Raw genomic sequence first — 17,632 nt, forward strand, 5'->3', positions numbered from 1 at the left:
CTCCACGATGACCGTGGGTAGTTCGTGGGGAGGACGTCGGAATGATCGGGATGGTGCTCGCCGCCGGTGCCGGGCGGCGACTTCGCCCGTACACCGACACCCTGCCCAAGGCGCTGGTGCCGGTGGACGGTGAGACCACCATCCTCGACATCGCGCTGCGCAACCTCGCCGAGGTCGGGCTCACCGAGATCGTGATCGTGGTCGGCTACGCCGCCGACGCGGTCGTCGCGCGGCAGGCGGCCCTGGAGCAGCGGTACGGCGTCCAGCTCACCCTGGTGCACAACGACAAGGCCGAGGAGTGGAACAACGCCTACTCCCTCTGGCTGGCCCGGGAGCACTTCGCCCGTGGCGTGCTGCTGGTCAACGGCGACACCGTGCACCCGGTGAGCGTGGAGAAGACCCTGCTGGCCGAGCGCGGCCCGGGCGTCCTGCTGGCCGTGGACAACATCAAGCCGCTGGCCGAGGAGGAGATGAAGACCACCTTCGACGCGGCCGGCCAGCTCACCCGGATCACCAAGCTGATGGACCCGGGCGAGGCGTACGGCGAGTACATCGGCGCGACGCTGATCGAGCCGCAGGTGGCGGTCCCGCTCGCCGACGCCCTGGAGGCGACCTGGCGGCGCGACCCGAACCTGTACTACGAGGACGGCTACCAGGAGTTCGCCGACCGGGGCGGCGAGGTGCGGGCGGCGCCGATCGGTGACGTGCTCTGGGTCGAGGTCGACAACCACGCCGACCTGGCCCGGGCGCGGGAGATCGCGTGCCGCTACTAGCCCGGACGATCCTCACCCCGCTCCACATCGACGTGCGGCGGGGTGCGGTGGCGGACCTGGCCGCGATCCTGGTCGACGGGCGGATCTCCGCCGGGGGCGACGTGGCGGTGGTGGTCGGACCCGGGCAGGGCGAGCAGATCGCCGAGCTGATCCGGCCGAAGCTGCGCTCGGCGGACGTCTTCACCGTGGCGGGCGGCACCCTGGACGCCGCGGACGACCTGGGCGCGAAGCTGCGCGCCCGCTCGTACGACGCGGTGGTGGGGATCGGCGGCGGCAAGACCATCGACGTGGCGAAATACGCCGCGACCCGGCGCGGGCTGCCGATGGTGACCGTGGCGACCAGCCTGGCGAACGACGGCATCGCCTCCCCCGTGGCCAGCCTGGTCAACGAGGGCATCAAGGGCTCCTACGGGGTGCACATCCCGATCGCGGTGATCGTCGACCTGGACTTCGTGGAGGCCGGCCCGGAGCGACACAACCGGGCGGGCATCGGCGACGTGGTCAGCAACATCAGCGCGCTCGCGGACTGGGAGCTGGCCCGGCAGGTCCGCGGCGAGCCGGTCGACGGGCTGGCCGCCTCGCTGGCCCGGATGGGCGCCGAGGCGGTGCTCGCCCACCGGGGCGACATGACCGACGACGCGTTCGTCACCGTGCTGGCCGAGGCGCTGATCTCCAGCGGCCTGGCGATGGCGGTCTGCGGCACGAGCCGCCCGGCCAGCGGCGGCTGCCACGAGATCATGCACGCGGTCGACTCGCTCTTCCCGGGCACGGCCTCGCACGGCGAACTGGCCGGGCTCGGGGCGCTCTTCTGCACGTTCCTGCGCGGCGACCGGCGGCGCTTCGAGGAGATGTCGGCCTGCCTGGCCCGGCACGGCCTACCTCGACTCCCCGCCGACGTGGGCCTGTCCGACGAGCAGTTCGTCGAGGCGGTGCAGTACGCCCCGCAGACCCGCCCCGACCGCTACACCATCCTCGAACACCTCGCGCTGACCCCGGCCGAGACCCGACAGCGGCTTGGAGAGTACGCCGATGAACTCCGCGTCCACCTTGGCTGAGCCGACCCGGCCCTCCGTCGCCGACTTCTACCGGGTCAACCGGGGTGGCGGGCTGTTCAGCGAGTCGGTGAGCCAGCGCCTGGGGGCCATGTTCGCCCTGGTCGCCCAGCGGCTCGGGCTGCGCCCCACCGCGCTGAGCATCGGCAACCTGGTACTCGGGCTGGCCACCTCGGTGACCGTGGTGGCGCTCGCCGACCGGGTCGCCGCCGGGGACGTGCCGGCCTGGGTCGTCGGGCTGGTCGCGCTGGTCGGCTGGCAGGTCGCGTACGCGCTGGACTGTGCCGACGGGCAGCTGGCCCGGGTGACCGGCACGGGCAGCGCGGCGGGCGCCCGGGTGGACGTGCTCTGCGACGTGGCCGCCCAGATCGCCCTGGTCGCCGCGCTGGCCGCGACCGTCGTCGCGCAGCATCCCGGCGTACCGACCTGGCTGATGGTGACCTTCGCCGGCACCTGGATGGTCAACCTGGTGACCTCGGTGATGCAGTCCGGCCCGAACGCCGCCAGCATGGTCACCTCGACGTCGCTGCCGGTACGCCTGGTGAAGCTGGTCCGCGACTACGGCGCGGTGATCTTCGTGGCCGCGCTGGTGCTGATGGTCGCGCCCGCCCTCACCCTCTGGGTGGTCCTCGCCTTCACCATCGTCAACGGCGGCTTCCTGCTGGCCAGCATCGCCTTCTCCGCCCGCGCCTCCCTCCGCTGACCTCCCTCCGGCCCTCCGCCGGCCGCGGGTCTCAGGGGCGGGGGGCGGAGGGCCGGGCCACGTCGGCGTAGATGTCGAGGAGGCGGTTGGTGACCACGTCGGGGTGGAAGGTCTGCTCGTAGCGGGCGCGGGCCGTGGCGGCCAGGGCGGGTGCGCCGGCGCGGGCGACCGGGAGGGCGGCGGCCATCGCGGCCGGCTCCGGGGGGACGACCCAACCGGCGGTGCCGGTGACCACGCCGGTCGGCAGCGGTGCGACGCCGGCTCCGGCGACGGCGGAGGTGACGGCGGCGGAGCCGGTGCCCGCGGGCTCGTGCGGCGCGTCGGCCCCCACCAGGTAGGGGATGCCGCCGAGCGCGGTGCCGAGCACCGGCCGCCCGCTGGCCAGCGCCTCGATGATCACCGTCGGGAGCACGTCGTGCCAGGTGGAGGCAGCGATCACCACGGCGCTCGCCTCGATCGCGGCCCGTACCCCGGCCCGATCCAGCTGGCCCAGATAGAGCACGTCGGGTCGCTCGGCGGCGGCCGCCTCGACCAGCGGCCGCAGCTCCCCGTCACCGGCGACGCGCAGCGGGCCCAGCGCCCCGACCGGGTGCTGGCGCCACGCCTCCAGCAGCAGGTCGAGCCCCTTCTCGGGGGTGAGCCTGGCCATGTAGAGGAACCCGTCGCCGAGCGGCGCGGGCGCGCCCGGGTCCGGCACCGCGTTGGGCTTGACCACGATCCGGTCCGCCGGGATGCCGTAGTCCCGCAGGTGGTCGGCGATCGCCGAGGTGAGCGCGATGAACCGGTCCACCGACCGCCAGGTGCCCCGGTGCACGGCCAGGGTGGTCGCCATCAGCGCGCTCTGCGCCGCCGAGTTCCGGTAGCAGCGGTGCACGATCGCCGGCACGCCCAGCGCCCGGCCCTTGCAGTCCTGGCAGATCATCCCGTCCCGGAAGTAGATGCCCGAGGAGCAGACCTGCCGGTAGTTGTGCACCGTCTGCACCACCGGCACGCCGTGCCGGTGCGCGGTCCGCACCACCCAGGGCGAGATCAGGGGGTACGGGTTGTGCAGGTGCAGCACGTCCGGCCGGTGCTCGGTGATCAGCCGGCTCAGGTCCTCCTGGGCGCGCGGCGCCCAGATCGGGGAGATCGGCAGCAGCGCCTTGGCCGCCTTCGACATCGACGGGATCTCGTCGGAGCTGCGGATGAACGGCAACACCTCGACGCCGGCGGCGGTGAGCTGGGCGATCTCCGAGTCGACGATGGTGTTCTCGCCGGAGGGCTGGGCTTCCCGGTACCGGTTGTGCGCCACCACGATTCTCACGGGAAAGAAGGCTACCTTTGTACGGTGCCCGAGCTACCGGAGGTGGAGGCGCTCGCGGGTTACCTGCGTGAGCGCGCGGTGGGGCGGCGCGTCGACCGGTGCGAGGTCGCCGCGATCAGCGCCCTGAAGACGTACGACCCGGCGCCGACCGCGCTGGCCGGCCGGGCGGTGACGGATGCCCGGCGGCACGGCAAGTTCCTCGACGTGGTCTTCGACGGCGGCCTGCACCTGGTGGTGCACCTGGCCCGGGCGGGCTGGCTGCACTACCGGGAGGCGTTCTCGTCGACCGTCCCGCTCCGGCCGGGCAAGGGCCCGATCGCGCTGCGGGTACGCCTCGACGACGGCTCCGGCTTCGACCTGACCGAGGCGGGCACCCAGAAGAAGCTCGCCGTCTACCTGGTGACCGATCCGGCCCAGGTGCCCGGCGTGGCGAAGCTGGGGCCGGACGCGCTCGGCGCCGACCTCGCCACCTTCGCCGAGCGGCTGCGCAGCCGCCGCGGTCAGGTCAAGGGAGTGCTCACCGACCAGTCGGTGCTCGCCGGGGTGGGCAACGCGTACTCCGACGAGATCCTGCACGCGGCGAAGCTCTCCCCGTTCGCGATCAGCGACCGGCTCACCGACGACCAGATCGCCGTGCTGCACGGGGCGACCCGGGCGGTGCTCGGCGACGCGGTCCGCCGCTCGCTGGGCCAGCGGGCCGCGGAGCTGAAGGGCGAGAAGCGCTCCGGGCTGAAGGTGCACGCCCGGAAGGGGCTGCCCTGTCCGGTCTGCGGCGACACGGTGCGGGAGGTGTCGTTCGCCGACTCCAGCCTCCAGTACTGCCCGACCTGCCAGACCGGCGGCAAGCCCCTCGCTGACCGTCGGTTGTCCCGCCTCGTACGGTGAGTGACGACACGTTCCGATTACGGAGAGGAATCATCCCGGGCGCGTCGAAGGTCCCGGTCCACGCCTCTTCCCGACCCCCCATACATCGGTATAGTGGCTCGGTCCCCGGCTTCCAAACTGACGTGGAGCCGGCCGGATCCCCCGCTGGCAACACCAGACGCGATGTCCTTCGGGTCAGCGTCGGGCCCGATGCCCGCGTGGGAGACTGGAACGGTGGGCGACCCGAGCCCCTCACGGCGAGTGAGCGGCACGTGGCATGCGGGAGGACATGGGTGAGGTGACGACAAGCCTCCAGCGCCCGGTAACCAACACAGGCCGGAGCAAACTCGTGCGGCACGTCGACAGCTTCGAGATCCAGCCGCCGACACCGCCGTCGCACAACGGCGTACCCCGGTCGGCGTGGGCGCGTGCCCGCCGACGGGTCTCCCGCTGGCACCGGCCCTACATCGCGCTGCTCCTGCTGCTCGACTTCGGGGCGGCGGCACTGGCCAGTTGGATCGCCGTCCAGACCTTCGACCAGGCCGCCTCGGGCTTCCAGGACGCCAAGGAGTCCTGGTTCCACACGGTGGCGTTCGTGCTGCTCCCGCTCGGCTGGTTGATCATCCTGTGGGGCAACGGGTCCTACGACCGGCGATACCTCGGCCTCGGGCCGGACGAGTTCAAGCGGGTGATCCGGGCCGGGGTGGCGGTGGCCGCCACGGTCTCTTTCATCGCCTTCGCCACGCGGACCCTGCTGTCCCGGTGGTCGGTCGGCTTCGCCCTGCTCGGCGCCCTGCTGCTGATCCTGCTGGTCCGGTTCCTGGCCCGGTTCGTGCTGCACCAGGTGCGCAGCCGGGCCGGTCAGGCCGGGCACCGGATGGTGCTGGTGGGCACCCTGCCGGAGGCGCTGGAGGTCTACACCGCGGTCACCCGCAACCCGGGCGCCGGCCTGGTGCCGGTGGCCATCCACATCACCGACGGGTACGCCGCCGCCCGCGGCATCCAGACCCCCGTGCCGGTCTACGCCGGCCGGGACGTCCTCGCCCTGGTCCGCGAGGTCGGCGGGGACACCATCGCGGTCTGCGGCTCGGCCAGCGCCGAGCCGGGCGAGCTGCGCAGGCTGGCCTGGCAGTTGGAGGGCTCCGGCGTCGACCTGGTCGTCGCCCCGCAGCTCACCGACATCGCCGGCCCCCGGGTGCACATCCGCCCGATCGAGGGCCTGCCGCTGCTGCACGTCGAGGAGCCGACCCTGTCGGGCCCGGCGCTGCTGGTCAAGAACCTGCTGGACCGGGTCCTCGCCGGCCTGGGCCTGCTCCTGCTGGCGCCGCTCTTCCTGGCCATCGCGATCGCCATCCGGATCTCCGACCCCGGGCCGGTCTTCTTCCGCCAGCCCCGGGTGGGCCACGAGGGGCGCACCTTCCGGGTCTGGAAGTTCCGGACCATGTACGTCGACGCCGAGGAGCGGCTGGCCAGCCTCACCGACCAGAACGAGACCGACGGCCTGCTGTTCAAGATGAAGCAGGACCCCCGGGTCTTCGCGGTGGGCCGCTTCCTGCGGGCCTCCTCGCTGGACGAGCTGCCCCAGCTGATCAACGTGCTCTGGGGCGAGATGTCCCTGGTGGGGCCGCGCCCGCTGCCCGCCGACGACGGCGACTTCCTCGGCGACGTGCGCCGCCGGCTGCTGGTCCGGCCGGGCATCACCGGCCTGTGGCAGGTCTCCGGCCGCTCCGACCTGTCCTGGGACGAGGCGGTCCGGCTGGACCTCTACTACGTCGACAACTGGTCGCTGGCGTACGACCTGAGCATCCTGTGGCGGACGGTGGGCGTGGTGCTGGCCCGCAAGGGGGCGTACTAGCGCTCGGGGGCGGCACCCGTCAGGATCGCTGCGTGAGTGGCAACCTCTCCGCCGTCGTCGGCGTCGTCTCGCTGGTCACCGCGCTGGCCGCGGCGCTCTGGGCGGTGCTGCGGCTGCGCGGCCGGCGGGGAATCGCCACGGCCACCCAGCGGGCCACCTACGAGGTCCTGCACACCGCCGGCCTGGCCGCCGAGCCGTTGCGCGGCGGGCTGCACCCGGCCGGCGCGGCGAAGGCCGTACGCCATCTGCGGTCCCTGGTGGGGGCGGCCGGGCTGGCGCTGACGGACACCGACGCGCTGCTCGCCCTCGACGGGCGCGGCGCGCACCACGGCGACCAACTGCTCGCGGCGGCCCGACGGGCGGTGGAGACCGGGCGCTCGACGGTGCTCGGCGAGTCGGAGCTGCACTGCGACCGGGTGGACTGCCCGATCCGGGGCGCGGTGGTCGCTCCCCTCTCTGCCGAGGGGCGGGTGGTCGGCGCGCTGGTCGCGGTCGCCGACGCGCCGCCGGCGCCCGGGCTGGTCCAGGCCACCCTGGAGACCGCCCACTGGGCCGGCAACCAGCTCGCCCTGGCCGAGCTGGACTCGTCCCGGGAGCGGCTGGCCCGGGCCGAGATCCGCGCGCTGCGCGCCCAGATCAGCCCGCACTTCATCTACAACGCGTTGACCGCGATCGGCTCGTTCGTCCGGACCGACCCGGAGCGGGCGCGGGAGCTGATCCTGGAGTTCGCCGAGTTCACCCGGTACTCGTTCCGGGCGCACGGTGAGTTCACCACGCTGGCCGAGGAGCTGCGCTCGATCGACCGCTACCTGACCATCGAACGGGCCCGGTTCGGCGACCGGTTGCAGGTACGGCTGGAGATCGCCCCGGAGGTGCTGCCGGTGACGCTGCCGTTCCTCTGCCTCCAGCCGCTGGTGGAGAACGCCGTCCGGCACGGGTTGTCCCGCAAGCCCGGCACCGGCATGGTGAGCATCGAGGCCCGGGACGCGGGCGCGGAGTGCCACATCACGGTGGAGGACGACGGAGTGGGGATGGATCCGGCCACCCTGACCGCGGGGATCGCCGAGCTGGCCCGGGGCGGCAGCGACCCGAGCGACGACCAGGGCCACGTCGGCCTCTCCAACGTCGACGAGCGGCTCCGGTCGGTCTTCGGGGACCGGTTCGGCCTGGTCGTCGAGACCGGCCCCGGCTCGGGTACGAAGGTGAGCCTGCGGGTGCCGAAGTTCCACCCCGGCGTACGGGCGGGTTCATGAGCGAGCGGGCCTCGGGATTCCTCCGGGTGCTGGCGGTCGACGACGAGCCGCCGGCGCTGGACGAGCTGGCGTACCACCTGAGGGCCGACCCCCGGGTGGCCCGGCTGCACACGGCGGGCGACGCGACCGAGGCGCTGCGGGTGCTCCGCGACGCCGACGTGGACGTGGTCTTCCTGGACATCCGGATGCCCGGGCTGGACGGGATGGAGCTGGCCCGGGTGCTGCGCCGCTTCGCGCGGCCCCCGGCGATCGTCTTCGTCACCGCGTACGACGACGGCGCGGTGGACGCGTTCGACCTGGGCGCGACGGACTACGTCCGCAAGCCGGTACGGGCGGAGCGGCTGGCGGAGTCGCTGCGCCGGGTGATCGGCTCGCGGGTGGTCCCGTCGCACCCCGCGGCGCTCGCCCGGGCGGAGGAGGATCCGACCATCCCGATCGAGCTGGCCGGGACGACCCGGATGCTGCCCCGCTCGGCGGTGCGCTGGGTGGAGGCGCAGGGCGACTATGCCCGGCTGCACACGGCGGACGGCTCGCACCTGGTCCGGGTGTCGCTGGCGACGCTCGCCGAGCGCTGGGCGGATGCCGGGTTCGTCCGGATCCACCGGTCGTACCTGGTGCAGCTGAAGCTGATCGCCGAGCTGCGGCTGGCGAACTCGGGCTACGTGGTGGTGATCGACTCCTCGGAGCTGCCGGTCAGCCGCCGGCACACCCGGGAGCTGAAGGACAAGCTGGTGCGGGCGGCGAAACAGGACTGGAACCGGTGAGTCGGGAATAGAATTGCCGTTGGCGTACGCTGTACGGTAGGCCCTACGACAACAGGAGGCCGCCGTGACCGTGTTCGACCCCGCCGCCGAGTTCGACCGCCAACTCGACACCCTGTTCCGCCTCGGCTACCCGGCGCTCGCCGGGCACGGCGAGGACAGCTTCCGCGACCTCCTTGCACCGCTGCGGGAAGCCGCCGTGGCCGGCGCCGCCGGGCTGCCCGCCCCCACCGACGCCCGGGTGCCGTTCCTGCTGGTGACCACCCGCGACCTGGTCGGAGTGCCGGACCGGCTGGCGCTCACCACCCTGGCCGGGAAGCGCAAGCCCGGCTTCCTCGACCGGAACTTTCCCGAAGCCGATCTGCCGAAGTTCGACCCGATCAAGGAGCTGGAGGTGCCCGTCGGGCCGGCCTACCTGCTCTTCGACGTCGACCGAGGTGAGGAGTTCCGGAACCTCCCGCCGTCGGCCGCTGTCGATCAGATGGCCGCCCAGGACCGGCTGCCGATCACCATCGACGAGGGCATCGCGCTCGTCACCCACTTCCCCGCCGCCCTCGCCAGCAACCGGTGCTTCTCGCTGGTCGGCTCGCGCTGCGGGGACAAGCGGGTGCCGGCGCTCTGGATCAGCCAGGGCGCGCCGAAGCTCGGCTGGTGCTGGTACGGCAACCCGCACACCTGGCTCGGCTCCGCCTCCGCCCGCCCCGAGCGCGTCGGCCTGGAGTGACCGTCACCTCCCTTCTCCACCAGTCCCACTCGCGGGCGGGGCGAAAGGTTCCCGACACGCCGAAGGGCGCCCCGGCTCGGCCGAGACGCCCTTCGCACGAACGCCGGGATCAGCCGGAGACGCGCTCCGAGCCGATCGTGCCGGCGAAGGTACGCCGGGCCGGAGCCGCCGAAGCGGTCGTGCCGGCCGTGGCCGGGTAGACGTAGAACGTGCCCACCACGTCGGCCACCACCCCCGTCCAACCGGTCAGGTTCCAGACGTTGAAGGCGTCCTTCGGACCGATCCCGGCGAGCACCCCGTTCGAGACGGTCTGCCCGGCGGCCGGGTTCAGGTTGCTGGCCAGCGGCCGTTCGATGCCCAGGTCGGCCGGCCAGACGGTGAGCACGGTGCTCTTCTCGGGCGTCACCGCGGTCACGTTCATGGCCACCACCTGGGTCGCCTCGTCCACGAGCTGGGACGGGACGGTCACCGTCCCGGTCGCGCCCGGGCCGAGGTCCCGCAGCCCCTGCTGGATCCGGCTGTCCGCGATCCGCGTCGGACTCCTCGGGCGGAAGCGCAGCCCGTCAGTCACGGTCCCGTCGTCGACGACCCCGACCAGATCGACCACCACATGAGTGGTGGCGGACGTGTAGATCTTGTAGTTCGGCGCGCCGGTCGCCCCGCCGCAGCCACCGGCGGCGCACGGCACGGTCTGCACGTAGGCCAGGTTCGGCACCACCTTGCCCGCGGCGTAGTTGACCGTGGACACCTCGGGCACGCTGGTCGTACCCGACCAGGCGGTCAGGAAGCCGCCCTGCTGCGGGCTGACCGCGGTGATGTTCAGGACCAGCGCCCGGACGTGGGAGTTGAGGTCACCGTCCAGGAAGTCGATCCAGCCGTTGACGGCGGCGCCGGCCGGCAGCGGACCGCGGGTACCGTCGCGGGTGTCCAGGATGCGGTAGGGCTCGAACGGCTGGTACTGGCCGCCCTTGGCCGGGATGGAGGAAACTGCGACCCCGTCGCCGTAGAAGCCGACCACGTCGACCACCACGTCGGTGTAGCCGCTGTTGTTGTAGATCGCCACCTTGCCGTCGGTGCCGAGCTTGACGGTGACGTTGTTGGAACCCAACCAGCCCTTGGCGAAGTTGACCGAAGAGGCGGTCGGTCGTTGGGAGTCGGTCGACGGGTACACCGTCAGGAAGCTGCCGGCGGTGGGACCGGTGACCGTCACGTTCAGCACGACCGCGCCGATACCGGCGCTCGGCAGCCCGCCGCGACCGCCGACCTGAAGATTGATCTTGCCGGCCGGGCCGAGCTTCGCCTTCGGGGCACCGAGACCGGTACGGGTGTCCATCAGGCGGGTCGGGGTGACCGGGTAGTAGCTGCCCTTGTTGCTGTCGATGCCGTACGCCTTCAGCGGGATCGCTCGCCGCCCCGTCGCGCTGTTGTCGGGCAGGTACAGCACCGCGTTGTGCCACCCGGCCCGGGTCGGCCGGGCCCGGATCAGGATGGTGCACGTGGAGTCCGCCTGCACCGTCCGCCCGGAGCAGCCGTCCCAGTCGACCTGGAACGACTGGGGGTTGGTACCACCCAGCGTCAGAGAGCCGAAGGTGGTGGCCTGGCTTCCCACCGACTGCAGCACGACGGACTTCGTCGGGCTGTCCCCGAGGTACACGCCGGAGAAGTCGAGGAGGCGCGGCTCCGGCAGCACGGCGACGTAGCCGACCGAGGAGTTCCAGCGGATCTCGCCGGTGATCGCGGCCGGGTCGCCGTCGCAGTGGTACTCGTAGTTCGCGGCGAAGCCCGTCATGGTCTGGCTGCCGGTGTCCCGGACCACCTCCCGGACGGTGACGGCGCCGACCGCCTCGGTGCACCCGCCGGTGCCGGACTCGATGAGGTCGAGCAGGGCATGCGTGCTGTCCCGCCCGCGCGCGGTCGCGTACGTCTGCCCCTCGGTCCAGGTCCCGCCGGTCGGCGGCGCGGCGTCGAGGCGTAGCTGGTAGCTGGTGTCGGGGAAGGTCGCGGTGAGCTGGAAGGTGTCGTCGGCGGTCGCCGCGCCGCGCATGGTGGCGGTGGTGTCGTCGTAGACGAACGAGTCGAGGACCGGACGGGCGTGATGCTCCCCCAGGTCGGCGGTGAGGGCCGTGTACGGCGCGGTGGGCGCGGCGAGTGCCACCCCCGGCAGTCCGGCCAACACGCAGGCCCCGGCGACGACGCCGCCGAGAAGGGTGCGGAAGGTACGCAATGGACACCCCATGCGATCGAGAAGAAAGAGAAGAGAAGCGGGTGTCCCGCCGGCGCACCGGCGGGACACCCGCACTGCTCAGCGGTGCCGGACGGTGAAGTTCGTGTCCCGCACCTTCACCCGCTCGGCGTTCGCGGCCATCGCCTGCGCGACGGTCGGCGAGGTCGCCGTGCCGGGGTAGAGGTAGAAGCTGCCCACCACGTCGGCGACCAGGTGCGTGCCGCCGAGGTGGTTGTAGACGTTGAACGCGTCCGTCGGGCCGATGACCCCCCAGACCGCGTTCGACACGGTCTGACCGGCCGCCGGGTTGAGGTTGCTGACCCCCGGCCGGGCCATCCCGGCGTCCGCGGGCCAGGCGGTGAGGTACGTGCCGCTGTTCGGCGTCACGGCCGTCACGTTCATCGACAGCACCTCGGTGCTGTCGCTCACCATGCCCGCCGGGGCGGTGACCTTCTTGGTCGAGCCGGGGCCGAGGGCACCGGTCATGCCCAGGTTGATCCGGCTGTCGGCGATCCGCTTCGGGCTGAGCGGGGTGAACCGCAGGCCGTCGGGGTAGTAGCCGTTGTCGATCACGCCGACCACGTCGATCAGGAAGTTGGTCGTCTGCGAGGTGTAGACCGAGAAGGCGGGCATGTAGTAGCCGTCGTCACTGTTCCAGACCTGGCGGGTCCGGACCACGGCCAGGTTCGGCACGACCTTGCCGGCGGCGTAGTTGACCGTCGAGGCGGTCGGCAGGTCGCTCTCGTCGAAGCCGGGCCACGCGGTGATGTAGCCACCGCGCTGCGGGTTGACGGCGGTGATGTTCAGGACCAGCGCCTGAATCTTAGGGCTGAGGGACTCCCCGAAGTCGATCGCACCGTCGATGTAGTAGTCGGCGGGGACGGCCCCGCCGTCGGTGCGGGAGTCGAAGGCCCGGTACGGGTTCAACCACTGGTAGTGGCCGCCGATGCCCTTGGCGCTGATGATCGAGTTGTCCTTGGCGTAGTAGCCCACCACGTCGACCACCGCGTGGGTGTAGCCCACGTGGTTGTAGATGGAGACCTTGCCACCCGAACCGAGCTTGACCGTGACGTTGTTCGAACCCAGCCAGTTCGCCGCGAAGTTGATCGACGACGCGGTCGGCCGGGCCTCGCCCGCCGGGTACACGGTGAGGAAGCCGCCCGACGTCGGGCCGGTCACCGTCACGTTCAGCACGACCGAGCCGACGCCGGTGGTCGGCACGGTGGCCCGCCCGGTGACCTGGAGGTCGACCTTGCCGGCCGGCGCGAGCCGGGCCTTCGGCGCACCCAGGCCGGTGCGGGTGTCCATGATCCGGGTGGGGGTGAGCGGGTAGAAGGTGCCGGCCGCGCCGCGCTGGCCGACGACCTTCAGCGGCACCACCCGGCGGCCGAAGGTGGTGTTGTCGGCGATCAGCAGCTTGGCGTTCTGCTCACCGTCGCGGAACACGTTGGCCACCACGGTCACCGTGCAGGTGCCGCCCGGCGCGATCGTCTGGCCGGCGCAGGTGTCGTTGCTGACCGTGAAGAGGCCCGGGACCGGGCCGTCGACCGTGGTGGCGCCGAAGACGCTGGGCACGCTGCCGGCGGCGGTCACGGTGACGGTCCGGGCGGTGCCCGGGGACGCCACCTCGCGGGTGCCGAAGTCGACGGTGGTCGGGTTGGTGACGGCCGCGATGTAGTCGACGGACGACTGCCACCGCACCTCACCGGTGATCGGCGTGCTGACGTTGCCGCAGGTGTACCGGTACGAGGCGGCGAAGACGGTGATCCGCTGAGTGTCCGCGTCCCGCTCGAGGTCGCGCACCGTGAGGTCGCCGGAGCCCTGGCAGTCGTTGTGGTTCGACGTCAGCCGCAGCATCGCCCGGCCGGTGTCGTCCCGGAAGAGCCCGGCCGGGTAGGTCTGCCCCACGACCCAGCTCTGGCCCACGGGCGGCTGGGCCGCCCAGGCCACGTACTCGATGGTGGGCAGGTTCTTGGCCTCGAGCCCGAACAGGTCCTCGTCGCCGATGGTGGCCTGCATGAGGGCGTTGTCGCGGTCGTAGACGGCCGACTTCTGGACCGGGAAGGTCTGGTGGTCACCGAGGTCGACGGTGAGGACGGTGTACGGCGCGGTCGGCGCGGCGAGCGCCATTCCCGGCAGTACGGCCAACGCACAGGCCCCGGCGACAACCGCGCCGAGGAGGGTGCGGATTTTGTGCATGAACACCCCGTGGAAGAAGGGAGAGGGATTGTCGGCACAGAATATGGGCGGTGATCAACAGCGGCAAGCACGATAGGCCGGAATCCCAAGAAAGGGCATTTGGCCGCGTATCCGGATCAGTGCCCGCCGGAGCGCGAGAAAGGGCGCCCCGGCGATTCGGCCGGGACGCCCTTTCCGGTGTGTTGCGGGACTGTTACCGGCTCGACGAGACGTGCAGGGTCGGCCGGGTGGCGCCCCCCGCGAGCGACTGGCGGGCCGTCGCGGCCACCGGCGCCGGGTAGTAGAACGTGCCGACCACGTCTGCCACCAGGTGCGTGCTGCCCTGGAGGTTCCACACGTTGAAGGCGGCACTCGGTTCGATGATGCCGAGCACGCCGTTGGAGACGACCTGACCGGCATACGGGTTGAGGTTGCTGGTGGCCGGCCTCGCCACCCCGGGGTCGGCCGGCCAGGTGGTGATGACCGTGTTGAGGGTCGGCTGGACGGCGGTCACGTTCATCGCCAGCACACCCGTGTCGGGCGTGACCAGCGCGGGCGGGACGGTGACCGTGCGGGTCGCGTTCGCACCGATCGCGCCGGTGATGCCCTGGTTGATCCGGCTGTCCACGATCCGGGTCGGGCTCAGCGGCGAGAACCGCATGCCGAGATCGCCGTAGCCGTCGTCGACGACGCCGACCACGTCGACGAGGATGTGCGCCGACTGCGAGGTGAAGATCTTGAACTTCGGCTCACCGACGACGCAGAAGTTGCTGTCCTCGGTGCCCGTGCACGGGGTGGTCTCCACGTACGCCAGGTTCGGCACGTTCTTGCCGGCGCCGTAGTTCACCGTGGACACGTTCGGCCGTGCAGTCGCGCCGGACCACGCGGTCAGGAAGCCACCGGCGGACGGCGACACCGCCGTGATGTTGAGGACGAACGCCTTCACGTGCGTGTTGCGCTCAGGCGTGTCCTGGAAGCTGAGGGCGTAATCCAGCGCCTCGCCGGCCAGCGGCTTGCCCGCCGGGTCGTCCCGGGTGTCGTCGACGCGCTGAGGCTCGAACCACTCGTACTGACCGCCGGCCCGGTTGGTCGGGGTGTTGTCCTTGGCGTACCAGCCGACGACGTCGACGATCACGTCGGTGGAGCCGCTGTTGTTGTAGACGGAGGCCATGCCGCCGGAGCCGAGCTTCACGGTGACGTTGTTGGAGCCCAGCCAGCCCGCGGCGAAGTTCACCGAGGAGGCGGTCGGGCGGGTCACGCCCGCCGGGTAGACGGTGACGAAGCTGCCGGCGGTCGGGCCGGTGATGGTCACGTTGAGCACGACTGCGCCGACGCCGATGGTCGGCACGCCGCCCCGGCCTGCGACCTGGAGGTCGACCTTCGCCGCAGGCCCGATCTTCGCCTTGGGCGCGCCCAGGCCGATCCGGGTGTCCATCAGGCGGGCGGGAGCGACCGGGTAGTAGGCACCGGTCACGTCGGCCAGGTCCGCCACGGCCTGCGACGAGGTGGCGACCGGGGCGGCGGCGGTCGCCACGCCGGGCACCGCGGCCAGTGCACATGCGCCGGCGAGAGTGACGCCGAGCAGAGTGCGGATTTTGCGCATAGAAACCCCGCGAGTGAAGAGGAATGGGGATTGCCGACCCAGAGTAGGGGTCGGTGCCTACCCCGGCAAGACGGTCCCAACCGGCGGCCGGGGGCCGGTTTCCCGGCCCGTACCAGCGATTCTTCGGCGGCCCGAACCGCCCGGTCGCCGGTTGTCCACAGGAGTGAAGCGTTGTCCACACGTTGTCCACAGCCCCGGTGGACAGCCCTTGACATTCGCGCTGAGCAGGCGAGACTGCCCAGGTGGCCGCCGCCGACGATCGGGTCCCGGCCCCCCGGGCACCCCAGCCAGCCGGGCGGGCCCGGATCGTGCTGGCCGAGGTGTCCCGGCGCGACAGCCGCGCCGACCGCACCCGCACCGAGCTGGCCCAGCAGACCCGGGTCGGCGAGGCCCTGGTCCGCGGGCTGGTCCGGGCGCAGCTGGCGCTCGCCCTGCGGCTGAGCCTGTTGGTGCTGATCGGCCTCGGCGGCCTGCCCTGGCTCTTCGCCATCGCCCCCGCCGTCGGCCGGGTCACCGTCGGCGGCGTCAACCTGCCCTGGCTGCTGCTCGGGGCGGTCTCCTTCCCGTTCCTGATCGCGGTGGGCTGGGCGTACGTGCGGCTCGCCGAGCGGAACGAGCAGGACTTCACCGATCTCGTCCAGCGGCCGGAGCGCTGAGGTGGGCAACGATCTCGTCGTACCGGCGATCGTGGCGGTCACCCTGGTCACCCTCGGCATCGGCTTCTACGGGCTGCGGCTGGCCCGGACGACGTCGGACTTCCTGGTCGCGTCCCGGGCGATCAGCCCCACCTGGAACGCGGCCGCGATCGGCGGAGAGTACCTCTCGGCGGCGAGCTTCCTCGGCGTGGCCGGGCTGATCCTCAAGTACGGCGTCGACGTGCTCTGGTACCCGGTCGGCTTCGCCGCCGGCTACCTGGCGCTGCTGCTCTTCGTGGCCGCCCCGCTGCGCCGCTCCGGCGCGTTCACCCTGCCCGACTTCTGCGAGCTGCGGCTCGGCTCGCGCCGGCTGCGCACCCTGGCCACCGTCTTCGTGATCTTCATCGGTTGGCTCTACCTGGTCCCGCAGTTGCAGGGCGCCGGGCTGACCCTGGCCACGGTGGCCGGCGCGCCGTATCCGGTGGGGGCGCTGGTGGTGGCGGCCGTGGTCACCGCGAACGTGGCGCTGGGCGGGATGCGGGCCATCACCTTCGTGCAGGCATTTCAATACTGGCTGAAGCTGACCGCGCTGGCCGTACCCGCGATCTTCCTGATGTTGCAGTGGCAGGCCGACGCCCGCCCCGCGGTGACCCCGCCGGACGGCCCGGCGTTCCGCACCGCGACCACCGTCGTGGTCGAGCACCGCGCGGCGCTCACCTTCGCCGACGGCACCATCCAGGAGGTACGCCCCGGCGACCGGGTCGACTTCGCGGCCGGCGACCCGGTGCCGGAGGTCTCCGGGGTGGCCACCGACGCCGCGGACTGGCTGCTGCCCAGCGCGGCCGGGGACGACGACCGCGGCCTCTTCGCCACGTACTCGCTGATCCTGGCCACCTTCCTCGGCACCATGGGATTACCCCACGTGCTGGTCCGCTTCTACACCAACCCCGACGGCGCCGCGGCCCGGCGCACCACCCTGGTGGTGCTCGCCCTGGTCGGCGTCTTCTACCTGCTCCCCACCCTCTACGGCGTGCTGGGCCGGATCTACACCCCACAACTGCTGGTGTCCGGGCAGACCGACGCGGTGGTGGTGCTGCTGCCCGGGGCGGCGCTCGGCGACGGGCTGACCGGGCGGCTGCTCGCCGCGCTGGTCGCCGCCGGCGCCTTCGCGGCCTTCCTCTCCACCTCGTCCGGGCTGGTCACCAGCGTCGCCGGGGTGATCTCCACCGACGTGCTCGGGCACGGCTCGGTACGCGGCTTCCGGCTGGCCACGGTGATCGCCGGGGCGGTGCCGGCGGTGCTCGCCTTGAACGTCTCCGGGCTGGACGTCTCCCAGGTGGTCGGGCTGGCGTTCGCGGTGGCCGCGTCCAGCTTCTGCCCGCTGCTGGTGCTCGGCATCTGGTGGCGCGGCCTGACCGACCTCGGCGCCGCCGCCGGGGTACTGGTGGGCGGCGGCGCGGCGATCGGCGCGGTACTGGTCACCGTGCTCGGTCCGCCGCTGTCGGGCTGGCCGGCCACGCTGACCACCCAGCCGGCGGCGTGGACCGTGCCACTCGCGTTCACCGTGATGGTGGCGGTGTCGATGGCGACCCGACGCCGGCTACCGACCGACGTCGGGGCCACCATGCTGCGCCTGCACGCCCCGGAGGCGCTGCGGCTCTGATGACCGGGGATCGCTGCGGGCGGAACGTCGGGTGGCTCCCG

Annotated in this window: 14 protein-coding genes; 10 read left to right on the forward strand and 4 right to left on the reverse strand. The window is 72.2% G+C overall.

From position 1 onward, the window contains the following. The first annotated feature begins 41 nt into the window (after positions 1–41). The 3 genes from V6U81_RS11285 to V6U81_RS11295 are packed head-to-tail and all read left to right on the forward strand — an operon-like array spanning position 42 to position 2,528. The gene (locus tag V6U81_RS11285) at positions 42–773 is read left to right on the forward strand and encodes a phosphocholine cytidylyltransferase family protein (RefSeq protein ID WP_334487681.1); all 732 of its coding nucleotides are present in this window, start codon (positions 42–44) and stop codon (positions 771–773) included. Next, a complete protein-coding gene (locus tag V6U81_RS11290) occupies positions 761–1,828 on the forward strand; it encodes an iron-containing alcohol dehydrogenase family protein (protein ID WP_334487684.1) in 1,068 nt (355 codons plus the stop codon). The genes V6U81_RS11285 and V6U81_RS11290 overlap by 13 nt, the downstream gene beginning before the upstream one ends. After that, positions 1,803–2,528: a CDP-alcohol phosphatidyltransferase family protein gene (locus V6U81_RS11295; RefSeq protein WP_334487687.1), complete on the forward strand. Its 726-nt coding sequence runs from the start codon at positions 1,803–1,805 to the stop codon at positions 2,526–2,528. The genes V6U81_RS11290 and V6U81_RS11295 overlap by 26 nt, the downstream gene beginning before the upstream one ends. A 31-nt stretch (positions 2,529–2,559) precedes the next feature. On the opposite strand, the gene V6U81_RS11300 is transcribed toward V6U81_RS11295, so the two are convergent. Then, positions 2,560–3,831 (reverse strand): glycosyltransferase, encoded by a 1,272-nt coding sequence (locus tag V6U81_RS11300; RefSeq protein ID WP_334487690.1) that lies wholly within the window; start codon positions 3,829–3,831, stop codon positions 2,560–2,562. A 24-nt stretch (positions 3,832–3,855) separates the two neighbouring features. Here V6U81_RS11300 and V6U81_RS11305 point away from each other — a divergent pair, with 24 nt between their 5' ends. From V6U81_RS11305 to V6U81_RS11325, 5 genes are all read left to right on the forward strand, one after another. Continuing rightward, entirely contained in the window at positions 3,856–4,716 is an 861-nt protein-coding gene (locus V6U81_RS11305; RefSeq protein ID WP_334487692.1) for an Fpg/Nei family DNA glycosylase, read from the forward strand. Between the two features lie 268 nt (positions 4,717–4,984). Beyond that, positions 4,985–6,550 carry a sugar transferase gene (locus tag V6U81_RS11310; RefSeq protein ID WP_334487907.1) on the forward strand — a complete coding sequence of 522 codons (1,566 nt, stop codon included), beginning with the start codon at positions 4,985–4,987 and terminating at the stop codon, positions 6,548–6,550. A gap of 32 nt (positions 6,551–6,582) precedes the next feature. Then, positions 6,583–7,803, forward strand: coding sequence for a sensor histidine kinase (locus V6U81_RS11315; RefSeq protein WP_334487694.1), 1,221 nt, complete (start codon positions 6,583–6,585; stop codon positions 7,801–7,803). After that, positions 7,800–8,567 carry a LytR/AlgR family response regulator transcription factor gene (locus V6U81_RS11320; protein WP_334487696.1) on the forward strand — a complete coding sequence of 256 codons (768 nt, stop codon included), beginning with the start codon at positions 7,800–7,802 and terminating at the stop codon, positions 8,565–8,567. The genes V6U81_RS11315 and V6U81_RS11320 overlap by 4 nt, the downstream gene beginning before the upstream one ends. 64 nt (positions 8,568–8,631) lie before the next feature. Further along, positions 8,632–9,288: a DUF5701 family protein gene (locus V6U81_RS11325; protein WP_334487698.1), complete on the forward strand. Its 657-nt coding sequence runs from the start codon at positions 8,632–8,634 to the stop codon at positions 9,286–9,288. A gap of 109 nt (positions 9,289–9,397) precedes the next feature. Here the strand turns inward: V6U81_RS11325 and V6U81_RS11330 are convergent, their stop codons facing one another. The 3 genes from V6U81_RS11330 to V6U81_RS11340 form a co-directional block, all read right to left on the reverse strand. Then, the gene (locus V6U81_RS11330) at positions 9,398–11,524 is read right to left on the reverse strand and encodes a choice-of-anchor D domain-containing protein (RefSeq protein WP_334487701.1); all 2,127 of its coding nucleotides are present in this window, start codon (positions 11,522–11,524) and stop codon (positions 9,398–9,400) included. A gap of 66 nt (positions 11,525–11,590) precedes the next feature. Continuing rightward, positions 11,591–13,711 carry a hypothetical protein gene (locus V6U81_RS11335; RefSeq protein WP_334487704.1) on the reverse strand — a complete coding sequence of 707 codons (2,121 nt, stop codon included), beginning with the start codon at positions 13,709–13,711 and terminating at the stop codon, positions 11,591–11,593. Between the two features lie 193 nt (positions 13,712–13,904). Further along, positions 13,905–15,293: a hypothetical protein gene (locus V6U81_RS11340; RefSeq protein ID WP_334487706.1), complete on the reverse strand. Its 1,389-nt coding sequence runs from the start codon at positions 15,291–15,293 to the stop codon at positions 13,905–13,907. 242 nt (positions 15,294–15,535) lie between these two features. On the opposite strand from V6U81_RS11340, the gene V6U81_RS11345 reads away from it, so the two are divergent. After that, the gene (locus V6U81_RS11345) at positions 15,536–15,949 is read left to right on the forward strand and encodes a hypothetical protein (RefSeq protein ID WP_334487708.1); all 414 of its coding nucleotides are present in this window, start codon (positions 15,536–15,538) and stop codon (positions 15,947–15,949) included. Position 15,950: 1 nt separating this feature from the next. After that, entirely contained in the window at positions 15,951–17,591 is a 1,641-nt protein-coding gene (locus V6U81_RS11350; protein ID WP_334487710.1) for a sodium/solute symporter, read from the forward strand. Positions 17,592–17,632: the final 41 nt, after the last annotated feature.

Origin of the sequence: Micromonospora lacuserhaii (assembly GCF_036902735.1) — a bacterium.
Classification (GTDB): domain Bacteria; phylum Actinomycetota; class Actinomycetes; order Mycobacteriales; family Micromonosporaceae; genus Micromonospora.